Source organism: Ralstonia sp. 110700041-2 (assembly GCF_056280165.1).
Window position 1 is genome coordinate 32476 of record NZ_JBSFAI010000017.1, and the last position, 12771, is coordinate 45246.

6 protein-coding genes are annotated in these 12771 nt (G+C 63.0%); 3 read left to right on the plus strand and 3 right to left on the minus strand.

The features are described from left to right. Positions 1–7: 7 nt before the first annotated feature. The 3 genes from drmA to drmC are packed head-to-tail and all read left to right on the plus strand — an operon-like array spanning position 8 to position 6239. The gene (gene drmA / locus ACUXH0_RS22230) at positions 8–3616 is read left to right on the plus strand and encodes a DISARM system helicase DrmA (RefSeq protein ID WP_182594657.1); all 3609 of its coding nucleotides are present in this window, start codon (positions 8–10) and stop codon (positions 3614–3616) included. Further along, positions 3616–5445, plus strand: a complete 1830-nt coding sequence (gene drmB / locus ACUXH0_RS22235; protein ID WP_182594656.1) for a DUF1998 domain-containing protein — start codon at positions 3616–3618, stop codon at positions 5443–5445. The genes drmA and drmB overlap by 1 nt, the downstream gene beginning before the upstream one ends. Beyond that, positions 5442–6239, plus strand: a complete 798-nt coding sequence (gene drmC / locus ACUXH0_RS22240) for a DISARM system phospholipase D-like protein DrmC (protein WP_182594655.1) — start codon at positions 5442–5444, stop codon at positions 6237–6239. Before drmB ends, drmC begins: the two co-directional genes overlap by 4 nt. 308 nt (positions 6240–6547) lie before the next feature. On the opposite strand, the gene gyrB is transcribed toward drmC, so the two are convergent. From gyrB to dnaA, 3 genes are all read right to left on the minus strand, one after another. After that, positions 6548–9076, minus strand: a complete 2529-nt coding sequence (gene gyrB / locus ACUXH0_RS22245; RefSeq protein WP_182594654.1) for a DNA topoisomerase (ATP-hydrolyzing) subunit B — start codon at positions 9074–9076, stop codon at positions 6548–6550. A 128-nt stretch (positions 9077–9204) separates the two neighbouring features. Further along, the gene (dnaN, locus tag ACUXH0_RS22250) at positions 9205–10320 is read right to left on the minus strand and encodes a DNA polymerase III subunit beta (RefSeq protein ID WP_004628148.1); all 1116 of its coding nucleotides are present in this window, start codon (positions 10318–10320) and stop codon (positions 9205–9207) included. A 276-nt stretch (positions 10321–10596) separates the two neighbouring features. After that, a complete protein-coding gene (gene dnaA / locus ACUXH0_RS22255) occupies positions 10597–12186 on the minus strand; it encodes a chromosomal replication initiator protein DnaA (protein WP_182594653.1) in 1590 nt (529 codons plus the stop codon). Positions 12187–12771 lie beyond the last annotated feature (585 nt).

Here is a 12771-nt window from a genome sequence, read left to right on the forward strand (position 1 = left end):
GAACTCCATGACCGACACAACAGCCACGACGGCTCCAATCCCTCCGGCGGCACCCTTGGCGCCGTTGGCTGCAGCAGCACCGAGGCCTCGCGACCTTCGCGCCGAGCTGGAAGACCTGGTCGTCAAGGACCTGCTAGGCCCCGCGGGTGGTCCCGATGAAGAGGTGGATGAGCCACGCGTATCCGACCGCTATCTGGTCGGCACCCTGGCGCCAAAGCGAACGGTGGTCCGTGCTGCCGAGTCGGACACTCTCGCGTCAGACGGTGCTGGGACTGTCGAGGACGGCAACGCCGATGATTTGGCGCTGCCGATTGATTCCCTGGCGCCTGCTTCAATCGGGCTGACCTGCACTGTCAACCGAAGCGCCACTCACCTGGTGGTCACGCCCCGATGGGGGCGATACGCGCGAGAGAAAAGCGCGAAGGCGACAACCGAAAAAGGCAACCCCAAGACGGTCTGGAAGCGCTACCCGATGGGCGGCCAGCCGGTCGTGGTTGATTTGGCCGAGGGAGACATTCCGGCAAAGTCGGCCGACCCCACTCAACCCGATGTGGTGATTCGTGGTCGGGCCAGGAAGCTCGATGGCGATTGGGTAGTCAGTCTGTTCCTCGTCAATGCCCAACCTTCAGCGACCCGCCGCCCGAAGGATGATGAGTTGCTGTTCCAACCAGAGTTGGAGGTTGCCGCGCCATCTGGCGCCCCTGTGTTCCAGAAGCGACGCCGCCGTTCGGGAGCGGCCTCAGACGAGCAGGTGCGTCTCGAGATGCTTTACCGCAAGCATGTGGAGTTCGCCAGTGGGCACGGCGTTGCGGTCGACGCCGAGGTGGCGGCAGGGGAGCCGCAGAAGGCCGTGCGGCTGAGGACCCGTGTCACCCCGACCTACGAAGTGCCGATGACGACGCCGCCGACGCCAGAAGACAACCCTGCTCTGGCAGGCGTGGTCTTGGACATGAAGCTGCTCGCCGAGATGGACGACGCAGCGTTGTTTGCCTCCCTCCGTCAGCTGACGGTGGCTTACACCGAATGGATTGCCGCCAACCGGGCGCACATCGACGCCAAGGCCGATGGGCTGGATGAGTTCGAAGCCACCGCGAGGCAAGCGCTGGACGACTGCCAGGAAGCCCAGCTGCGCATCGAGGCCGGCATCAAGCTTCTGGAGACCGATGCCGCGGCGCAGCGCTCTTTCCGTTTTGCGAACGAGGCTATGTGGCAGCAGCGCATCCATGCGTTGCACTCGGAACGGCGGCGGGCTGGCTCGAAGGAGACGCTGGATGAGCTGGACCTTCCCGAGAACCGCAGCTGGCGGCCATTCCAGCTCGCCTTCGTGCTGCTGAATCTGCCGGGCGTCACCAAGCTGGACCACCCGGACCGCAGCGAATCGGCCTCGGCCATCGCAGACCTGCTGTGGTTCCCCACTGGTGGCGGCAAAACCGAAGCGTATCTGGGCCTGACGGCGTACACGCTGGCAATGCGTCGCCTTCAGGGCGTCGTGGGCGGGCGCTTGGGCCACGCCGGCGTGGCCGTCATCATGCGTTACACCCTACGCCTGCTGACCCTTCAGCAGTTCCAGCGGGCTGCGGCGCTCATCTGCGCCTGCGAGATGATTCGCCGAGGCGACAGCGCAACCTGGGGGGCTGAGCCCTTCCGCATTGGACTGTGGGTGGGGCAACGCACGACGCCCAACTCGATTGAGGATGCGCACGAGGCCATCCTGCGTACTCAAGGCGCTGGGGCTGGCCGGGGAACCGGGTCTCCCTTGCAACTGACGAACTGCCCGTGGTGCGGTTGCGAGGTCAAAGCCGGGCAGGACGTGACCGTGGAGACGTACAACCGAGGGCGAGCCCGAGTCTTCACTTTCTGCGGCGACCAACTGGGGCGCTGCGACTTCAGCCGAGCTAAGTCGCCGGACGAGGGCATTCCGGTCTTAACGGTAGACGAGGAAATCTATCGTCGCCTTCCCGCTCTGCTGATTGCCACGGTCGACAAATTCGCGCAGATGCCCTGGAACGGCCGCACACAGATGCTGTTCGGGCAGGTGGACGGGTACTGTCCACGCCACGGCTTCACATCCCCCTGCATGGAAGATGCGAGCCAACATCCGGCCCGCAATGGATTTGCCGCGGTCCGAAAGGTCGACCATGGACCGCTGCGCCCGCCCGACCTCATCATCCAGGACGAGCTGCACCTGATTTCAGGGCCGCTCGGAAGCCTGGTGGGGCTGTACGAAACGGCAGTCGACCAGCTGTGCACCTGGGCCGTGAACGGTCAGACGGTGCGGCCGAAGCTGATTGCGTCAACGGCAACGGTTCGCCAGGCCCGTGAGCAGATGCGGTCTTTGTTTCTGCGGGATGCGCGAGTGTTCCCGCCGCAGGGTCTGGACGTGGAGGACAACTTCTTCAGTGTGCAGCGGACACCCAACGACAAGTATCCGGGGCGGCGCTACATCGGTGTGGCCGCGTTCGGACGCCGGCTGAAGCTGGCCCTCATCCGCGTGTATGTGGCTTACTTGGCCGCAGGGCAGACGTTGTTCCAGAAGTACGGCAAGCCAATCGACCCATGGATGACTGTGCTGGGCTACTTCAACTCCATGCGCGAGCTTGGGGGCATGCGCCGCCTCATTGACGACGACGTGCGCTCTCGCGTGCGTGACATGGACCAGCGCGGACTGGCACGGCGCCATAGCCCCGCACTAGAAGAGCTGACCTCCCGGAAGAACTCGGGCGAGATTCCGCTGCTGTTGGACCGTCTGGAGGTGCAACACGACCCGACGTTGCCTCCGCACGCAAAGCGGCCACCCGGGCAGAAGGGTTCGCCGTCACCGCTGGACGTCGTGCTGGCCACAAACATGGTCTCAGTCGGCGTGGACATTAAGCGCCTTGGCTTGATGGTGGTGGCTGGTCAACCGAAAGGCTCTTCGGAATATATCCAGGCAACCAGCCGAGTCGGCCGGAACGCCGCAGCGCCAGGTCTGGTGTGCACGGTCTACAACTGGGCCAGACCCCGGGACCTGTCGCACTACGAGCGCTTTGGCCACTACCACGCCACGTTCTATCAGCATGTGGAAGCGCTGTCGGTGACGCCGTTCGCCAGCAGAGCTGTCGACCGGGGGCTGTCGGCCATCCTCGCTGCACTCGTACGGCTGCCCGGTACCACCTACAACCCTAACCAGGCAGCAGGTCAGGTCGACCGGACGGCGGCACTGGTCCAGGCGGCGGTCGCGGCCATTGCGCGACGCGCGGAGGAGGTCACTCAGTCAGTGGCCGAGGGGCAGAAGGTGCAGCGACACTTGCAGAACCGCCTCGACCGTTGGCTGCGTGAGGCAGCTCCCAAGCCTGGCGGTGCAAAGCTGGGCTACCAGTCTGAGCGTGACGGATTGACAAGGCCGCTGCTGCAGAAAGCCGGGCTTGGCGATTGGGACACGTTCACCTGCCTTGGCTCGCTGCGCGACGTGGAGCCCAGCGTCAACCTGCTGCTCGACGACCGCCCCCTTGATGATGGGTACGGCCAAGGCTACTCGGCGCCCGTCATGAACCAGCCTGCAGGGACTCTGGCCATCCAGGTCGCTGCAGCAAATACAAGTGCCGGGCCGGCCGGCCAAACGGGAGGGAATGGCTGATGGCCGAACACCGCGTGGGCGACGTACGCCCCACACAACTATTGCACACCTACGGGGTCGGCGCCATGGTCGACCTGCCCAACATAGCTGCGATGGTCATGGGCCTTGATGACTGGAAGCTTCAGTACGCCACTCCGGTTGGTGAAGAGCGCCTGCTGGCTGCAGTACGCGGTCAACTAGGGCCACAGGTCGAACGCCTGATGCTGCCGCCGGTTGACTTGGATGAGAGCTCTCGTGACCCTTTGAACGGCCCGCGCATCGGCGTGCCCGTCGCAGCCTTTCCGCAGTGGTACCGCTGCCCGTGGTGCGACCTGGTGGCACCTTTGAGCTCGGGACTCTTCGAGCTCCAGTCCGACCCGTATCGACCCGACCGGGTTCGCTACCGGCACGTCTCCTGCAACCGAAGCCCTAATCCACCTGCTGTGCTGCCGACCCGCTTCCAACTGGCGTGCAAGCACGGGCATGTCGACGACTTCCCGTGGCTACAGTATGTGCACAGCGGCAGCACGAACTGCAATGGCCCTCTGAGGCTGCGGAAGATGGGAGTAGGAGACGAGGCAGCAAACCTCTTTGTCCACTGCGATTCTTGTGGGCAGACCCGCTCACTGGTCGAGGCCTTCGGGGAAACCGCAAAGGCAGACCCGCTCTTTGCGTGTCGCGGCCGGCGTCCTCACCTGCGGGACTTTGAGCCGGGTGGCTGTACCGAGCATGCCGAGACCATGCTGTTGGGTGCCTCGAACAGTTGGTTCGGCATCTCCCTTTCCGCCTTGTCGATTCCACGGCATGCCGACCCGCTACCCCAACTGGTGGAGGACAAGTGGGTAATGCTACAACTCGTTACGTCTGCGGAAGTGCTGGTTGCTTTCCGGGCGGCGGGGAATATGCGCGGCCTTGAGGAGTACGACGACGCGAAGGTCTGGGAGGCCATCCAGGTCAGACGTTCGGATAGTGCGAAGCAAGAAGAGAGCAGCAATCTCAAGGAGCCGGAGTGGCAGGTCTTCTCGACCGCCGACCCGACTCGAAATACGGTCGATTTCGAGCTGACCCCGGTGGCACCGCCCGTCGGCTTCGAAGCCTTCTTTGAGAAGGTGGTGCGAGTTGAGCGCTTGCGGGAAGTGCGAGCCCTGGTGGGCTTCACACGAATCGACTCGCCCGGCGACTATGCCGACCCGTCCGATATTCCGACCGACATGCGCGCACCGTTGTCGCGAAACGCGCCGACCTGGGTGCCGGTTTCCGAAGTCCGGGGGGAGGGGCTGTTTCTTCAGTTCAAACGAGACGTGCTGCTAGCCTGGGCAGCCAAGAACACGGAGCGCGAAAGCGAGTTCATTGCGGCCCACGCTGGCTGGAAGATGGCACGCAACATGCCCAACCCGACCGACGGCTTCCCCGGTCTTCGCTTCGCGCTGATTCACTCCTTCTCGCACGCCTTGATGCGACAGTTGGCGCTCCAGTCCGGCTATAGCGCGGCAAGCATCCGCGAGCGCATCTACTGCGACGACGGTACCGGGCTTCCCATGGCAGGCCTGCTGCTGTACACCGCCGCGCCAGACAGCGAGGGCACCTTGGGCGGTCTTGTCTCGCAAGGCGAACCGGCTCGACTCGGCGCTTTAGTCCGTCAAGCGCTGGATTCAATGCAACTGTGTACATCCGACCCCCTGTGCGGGGAGCACCGACCTGCGAACGACGGGACTGCTTCGCTTCACGGAGCAGCATGTCATGCCTGCCAGTTCGCCCCTGAGACGTCGTGCGAGCGCGGCAACAAGTACCTGGACCGCTCCCTGCTTGTCCAGACCTTGGGTAATTCAGCCGTGCCTCTGTTCCTGTGAGCAAGCAGCAAGCACTTCTTTGGCCCGAAGCCGTGGCTCGTTTCGCCTGTGATGTATCGCGGGAAACCGTGCTGCGTGTGTCAGACTGCCTTGCCCTCGGAAGGGTAGTCGAGGCTCAATCGTTTCTATCTGCCGATGCGGCGAGGCTGTTCTTGGCGCTCATGGCGACCTGGCGGCACGAGATGCCGACGGCTGAATATTCGCAGTTGGGACAGGCGCTGCTCGCTGCAAGCGCTACCAGCCACGAGGAGCGGAAACGGCAGCAGCTTGAGCTGGTGTGGTCTGGCCCCGCGCTTATCTCTACGACGTTGAGAAGCACCGGGCCAGCCCTCCTAGAGTTGATTGCATCCGCACGTGAGTCGGTCTATCTCGTAACGTTCGCGGCATACAAGGTGCCGGCTGTGGCCGAGGCCTTGTCAGCGGCTGAAGCGCGAGGTGTCCGCGTAGTCTTTGTCGTCGAAAGCGACGGGGACAACGGTGGCAAGGTCGACTTCGACCCGGTGCCGCATCTTCGCGCTTCAGGGCTTCGCGAGGTGGAGGTTTACGTTTGGCCCCAGAAGCATCGGATTAGAGACGAGTGTGGGCGGTATGGCAGCTTGCACGCAAAGTTTGCGGTTGCTGACCGCACGCGTCTGCTAGTGTCCAGCGCCAACCTGACGGAATTCGCGTTCAACCTGAATATCGAGCTTGGTATCTTGGTTTCGGGTGGCCATGCTCCTGCCGAGGCTGCTCGTCATGTCGATGAACTGATTCGCCTCGGTGTCGTGTGCGCAGCAACACGGCAAAAGCGTTAGCGCCTCAATCGCCATTGTTGGGCGGTTTACCCGAGCCCTTGCGACTATGGCGGCAACAGCCAGATTCGGGTTTCCGAGCGGCGCGTGCGAGCCGAACCGGAACACCAAGCGTTCAGCCCCCAGAGCGGAGCAGCAATAAAAGGCGACAGCGACGGACGGTCTCCTTATCGACCTTAACGAGGAATGCGCTAAGAGCGGCCAGGGTGTCGACGCTCCCCATAACCCTGTGCTATCAACAAAAAAGACCCATAAGCTTCTCAACTTATGGGTCCGTTTTTCTCAGGTTATGAGGCTATCTACAGCACCCCTCAAACATCAATATTCCGCGCCACCAACGCATTGCTCTCAATGAAGTTCCGGCGCGGTTCCACGTCGTCGCCCATCAGCGTGGTGAAGATCTGGTCCGCGGCAATGGCGTCTTCAATCTGCACGCGCAGCAGGCGGCGCTGGGTGACGTCCATGGTGGTTTCCCACAGCTGCTCGGGGTTCATTTCGCCCAGGCCCTTGTAGCGCTGGCGGCTCACGCCGCGCTCGGCTTCGCTCAGCAGCCAGGTCATGGCGGCGTGGAAGTCGGCAACGTTCTGCTCGCGCACCTTGTCGCCGGTGCCGCGGCGCACCTTGGCGCCATCACCAATCAGGCCCTGGAAGGTGGCGGCGGTGCTTGAGAGCGCGGTGTAGTCGGCGCCGGCCACAAAGTCGGCGTCGATGTGGCTGAGGCGCTGGTTGCCGTGCTGGCGGCGGACGATCATGACGCGGTACTTCTCGGTCTTCTCGTCGTACTGCATGAAGGCGTCTGCGGTGGCGCCGCCGTTGGCGCTGCTGGCGTTGCCTTGCATTTCCAGCAGGCGGGCCTTGAGCGTGCGGGCGCTGGCTTCGGCTGCGGCTTCGTTGGACAAGTCCAGCGACACGCCTTCGGCAATGGCGCGCAGGGCGTCGGCGTCAATCACGCGAGACAGGCGCTCGATCACGCTTTGGCTGAACTGGTACTGGCGTGCGAGTTCGGCCAGGGCGTCGCCGGCAATCTCGGTGCCGTCGGGGCGCACGAGCACGGCGGTGTCCAGCGCCTGGCGCACGAGGTAGGCGGCCATCTCGACGTCGTCTTTGATGTAGCGCTCTTCCTTGCCGTGCTTGATCTTGTAGAGCGGCGGCTGGGCGATGTACACGTGGCCGCGCTCGATGATCTCGGGCATCTGGCGGTAGAAGAAGGTGAGCAGCAGCGTGCGGATGTGCGAGCCGTCTACGTCAGCATCGGTCATGATGATGATGCGGTGGTAGCGCAGCTTGTCGAGGTTGTAGTCGTCTTTGCCAATGCCGGTGCCCATGGCGGTGATGAGCGTGAGCACTTCCTGGCTGGAGAGCATCTTGTCAAAGCGCGCGCGCTCGACGTTCAGGATCTTGCCCTTGAGCGGCAGGATTGCCTGGAACTTGCGGTCGCGGCCCTGCTTGGCCGAGCCACCTGCGGAGTCACCCTCGACGATGAAGAGTTCAGACAGCGCGGGGTCTTTCTCCTGGCAGTCTGCCAGCTTGCCGGGCAGGCCCATGCCGTCGAGCACGCCTTTGCGGCGCGTCATTTCGCGGGCCTTGCGGGCGGCTTCACGCGCGCGGGCGGCTTCAACGATCTTGCCGCAGATGATCTTGGCGTCGACGGGCGTCTCCAGCAGGAAGTCGCTCAGCGCCTTGGCGACGACTTCTTCCACCGGCAGGCGCACTTCCGACGAGACAAGCTTGTCCTTGGTCTGCGAGCTGAACTTGGGCTCGGGCACCTTGACGGACAGCACGCAGGTCAGGCCTTCGCGCATGTCATCGCCCGAGGTGTCGACCTTGGCTTTCTTGGCGATCTCGTTGTCGGCGATGTACTTGTTGATGACGCGCGTCATGGCGGCGCGCAGGCCCGTGAGGTGGGTGCCGCCGTCGCGCTGCGGGATGTTGTTGGTGAAGCAGAGCACCTGCTCGTTGTAGGCGTCGTTCCACTGCATCGACACTTCTACGGCCACGCCGTCTTTCTCGCCTGCGGCAAAGAAGATGGTGGGGTGCAGCACGGTCTTGTTCTTGTTGATGTACTCAACGAAGCCCTTCACGCCGCCCGAGAAGGCGAAGTCTTCTTCCTTGCCGGTGCGCTGATCGGTCAGCCGGATGTGCACGCCGTTGTTCAGGAACGAAAGCTCGCGAATGCGCTTGGAGAGGATCTCGTAGTGGTATTCGACGTTGGTGAAGATCTCTTCGTCGGCCAGGAAGTGCACTTCGGTGCCGCGCTTGTCGGTGGTGCCCAACACGCGCAGCGGCGAGACTTCGACCATCTGGCCGTCCGGCCCTTGCACCGTTTCGATCAGGCGGTTTTGCGGAACGCCCTGTGCAAACTCGATGTAATGCACCTTGCCACCCTGGCGCACCGTCACCTTCATCCACTTCGACAGGCCGTTCACGCAAGACACACCCACGCCGTGCAGGCCGCCCGACACCTTGTAGCTGTTCTGGTTGAACTTGCCACCGGCGTGCAGCTCGGTCATGGCGATCTCGGTCGCGCTGCGCTTGGGCTCGTGCTTGTCGTCAAACTTGATGCCGGTCGGAATGCCACGGCCGTTGTCGATCACGGAGATGGAGTTGTCCGTGTGGATGGTGACCTGGATCTCGGTGCAATGCCCGGCCAGTGCTTCGTCGATGGAGTTGTCCAGCACCTCGAACACGAGGTGGTGCAGGCCGGTGCCATCCGAGGTGTCGCCGATGTACATGCCCGGCCGCTTGCGTACCGCCTCCAGGCCTTCCAGGATCTGGATCGAGGCGGCGTCATAGCTGTTGGCCTCGGCGGGGGTGGATTGCGGTTTCTGCTCTTCGGTCATGTCGTTCTGCTCGCTGCCATGGGCGCGGAAATGGTTATCTCAACGCACACAGCGGGGTTGCTTAAAAACGGCGAAGGGGCGGATCGTCACGATCCAGCCCCTCGTCTTGCTCTGGGTGCAGCGGTGCGTCAAATGCGCATCGGCATGACGACGTACTTGAAGGTGTCGTCGTCGGGCAGGGTGATGAGCGCGCTCGAGTTGGAGTCGCCCAGGCTCACCTGCACTTTTTCGGCCTTGAGGTTGGCCAGCACGTCCAGCAGGTAGGTGACGTTGAAACCGATATCCAGTGCATCGCCCTGGTAGTCGATTTCGAGTTCTTCCTGCGCTTCTTCCTGGTCAGCGTTGGTGGAGCTGATCTTCAGGACGTTGGTGTCGAGCATGCAGCGCACGCCCTTGAACTTGTCGGTGGTCAGGATGGCCGTACGTTGCAGCGCCTGCTGCAGGAAGGCACGGTCGATCGTGAAGCTGTTGCGGTAACCCTTCGGGATCACGCGCTGGAAATCCGGGAACTTGCCTTCGACCAGCTTGGAGATCAGCTCGATATTGCCGAAGGTGAACTTGACCTGGTTGGAGGCCAGCTGCACCGAGACGGGATCGTCCACGTCTTCCAGCAGGCGTTGCAGTTCGAGGATGGTCTTGCGCGGGATGATGACTTCCTGACGGCCGCCGGCGCCTGCCGGTTGCTCGCCGGTTTCGACGCCGCAGTAGGCCAGGCGGTGGCCGTCGGTGGCGACGGCCATGACTTGCTTGCCGTCCACCACCAGCAGCATGCCGTTGAGGTAGTAGCGGATGTCTTGCTGGGCCATCGCGAAGTGCACCATCGCCAGCAGGTGCTTGAGCGTCTTCTGCGGCAGCGTGATGCGGGCACCGAAATCGGTTGCCTCTGCAACGGTCGGGAATTCTTCGGCGGCCAGCGTCTGCAGCGCAAAGCGGCTCTTGCCGGATTGCACCGTCATGCGCTTGTCGTTGAGCGTGAGGGCAACTTCGCCGTCGGGCATGGCACGCAGGATGTCGACCAGCTTGCGCGCGGCCACGGTGGTGGCAACGTCGCCCGCGCCGGCGCCGCAATCGGCGTGCGTGGTGATCTGGATTTCGATGTCGGTGGACAGGAAGGAAACCCGTTCACCTTGCTTGGTGATCAGCAGATTGGCCAGGATCGGCAGCGTGTGTCGGCGTTCCACGATGCCGCTCACGATTTGCAGCGGACGCAGCAGGTTGTCTCGCGAGGTTTTGACCAATTGCATGAAGGCGATCCTTGGCTTGAGAGGTGACACCGCGCGCGCCCCAGCCTCGGCCACATGGCCAGGTGCCTGCAGGAGCATTCGCGATTAACCCAAAGTTGTTGTAAATCAAGGGGTTAATCACAAATTATACCGCAAATAAGGGGGCGCTGGATAGCGTCACGCGCGCGGCAAATATGTCTATTGTGCATGAAAAGACGCCCGCATTCGAGCGGGCGTCTGTCGAGGCTTGATTCAGGGCGAATGGCGTTGCCATGCGCTCTGCTGACCATCGCGCGGTCAGCCCTTGAGCGTTTGCTCCAGCACGTGCAACTCGTGGTTGAGCTGGGCGTCTTTGGTGCGCTCGTCGGCGATCTTGCGCACGGCGTGCAGCACCGTGGTGTGGTCGCGTCCGCCGAAGAGCTCACCAATCTCGGGCAGGCTCTTCTGCGTGAGTTCCTTGGCCAGATACATGGCGATCTGACGCGGGCGCGCGATGTTGGCCGGCCGCTTCTTGGAGTACATATCCGCGACCTTGATGTTGTAGAAATCCGCGCAAGTCTTCTGGATGTTCTCCACCGAGATCTGGCGGTTCTGCACGGTCAGCAGGTCTTTCAACGCCTCGCGCGTGACCTCGATCGTGATCTCTTTGCCGTGGAAGTTGGAGTACGCCAAGATCTTGCGCAGCGCGCCTTCCAGCTCTCGCACGTTCGAGCGCAGATGCTTGGCCACGAAGAAGGCCACCTCTTCCGGCACGGTCACGTTCTCTGCCTGCGCCTTCTTCATCAGAATCGCAACGCGCATCTCCAGCTCGGGCGGCTCGATCGCCACGGTCAGGCCGGAGTCGAAGCGCGAGATCAGGCGGTCGTCGATGCCGGTGATCTCTTTCGGATATGTATCGCTGGTGATGATGACCTGCGCCCGGTTGGCGATCAGCGCCTCGAACGCGTAGAAGAATTCTTCCTGCGTGCGGTTCTTGCCCGAGAAGAACTGGATGTCATCGATCAGCAGCAGATCGAGCGAGTGGTAGTAGCGCTTGAAATCGTCGAACGCCTTGCGCTGATATGCCTTCACCACATCCGACACGTACTGCTCCGCGTGGATGTAGCGGATGCGAGCGCGCGGGTTCTCCATCAGCATGAAGTTGCCGATGGCATGGATCAAGTGCGTCTTGCCCAACCCCACCCCGCCGTACAGGTACAGCGGGTTGTACGACTTGCCGGGGTTGTTGGCGACCTGGATAGCCGCGGCGCGCGCCAACTGGTTCGCCTTACCGGTGACGAAGTTGTCGAACGTCAGGATCTGGTTCAGCCGCGAGCGCTCATGCACGGAATCGTCCACGTGCGCCTGCGGCGGCGCAGCCAGGGTCGCGACCACGGCAGGCGCCTGCGGCGGCATGCGGTACGACCGGGCGCTGACCTCGGCGGCGTCCATCACGGGCACATCGATATCGGCGGCGGCATTGCTGGCCGTTGCGAGTGCCGCTTCGCGATACGCCTGCTGCGCAGGGCGCGGCGTGGCCGCATCATGCGCAACGCCGTTGCCGGCCGGCATGGCGTGCCGCGATTGAACCGCTTGCGCCCCAAGGGGTTGCATCGGCACCGGCGCGAGCGACGGCTGGAGGGCCGCCTGGCGCTGGCCGGCGGTCGGGTCGAGCACGAACTGCACGTCGACCGTCGCCTCCCAGTAGTCGCACGCGAGCGACTGGATGCGGCCCGAGAACTGGCTCTTGACCCAGTCGAGCTTGAAACGGTTGGGCGCGGCAATCCGCAGCGTGCACGCCTGCTCGTCAAACGACAGCGGCGTCAGCGGCTTGATCCACGTCTTGAATTGTTGCGGCGTCAGCTCACTCTCGAGTTGAGCGGACGCCGCATGCCAGAAATCCTGCATCGTTATCGTTAGGTGTTTGACCGGCGCCACACGCGTCTGATGACGTCCCCGGGAGGGCCGGCCGCCGGGCTCCTGGCTGTGGCCAGAAACCGGGTGGCTTTCGTTATTGGAACGGGATTGTACCCCTGGCCGAAAGTTATCCACAAAGGATAAGTCTGTGGATAACCTGTGGACCCGCTGTGAGTAGCGGTGGACAACCGATTTTATTGACCTCCCGCAAACCCAATCCCGGCAAGCCTTTGCGCAGAGGACCCCAAGCCGCACAAGGCGCTGGGGACAACTCGTCGCCGGGTGGATTTCGGTCGCGGGGCGCACGTTATCCCCAGTCAGTCAGGCTTGACAGAAGTGGAAAATGCCGTTTAAATGCCGGGTTCTGCGATGCGCAGCAGGGGAGCGCACGCTTGTTCGTGTCAGATGCGGGGCGAGAAACACTTCGTCGCGACTGATCCGGCTTAGGCCCGATGCTCTCGGTGCCCGATGTTCCGGTGACACCCTAGACCTGAACAACACAGCGCACGGCGGTCTGCGTGGGCGATTTCTCTGACTGAATCGACACCAGGCCGCAGGGGCAGCCCTAGGCCCGGC

Coding starts and splice junctions, on each gene's coding strand:
- drmA (WP_182594657.1), top strand. CDS start 8: ATGACCGACACAACAGCCACGACGGCTCCAATCCCTCCGGCGGCACCC.
- drmB (WP_182594656.1), top strand. CDS start 3,616: ATGGCCGAACACCGCGTGGGCGACGTACGCCCCACACAACTATTGCAC.
- gyrB (WP_182594654.1), bottom strand. CDS start 9,076: ATGACCGAAGAGCAGAAACCGCAATCCACCCCCGCCGAGGCCAACAGC.
- dnaN (WP_004628148.1), bottom strand. CDS start 10,320: ATGCAATTGGTCAAAACCTCGCGAGACAACCTGCTGCGTCCGCTGCAA.
- dnaA (WP_182594653.1), bottom strand. CDS start 12,186: ATGCAGGATTTCTGGCATGCGGCGTCCGCTCAACTCGAGAGTGAGCTG.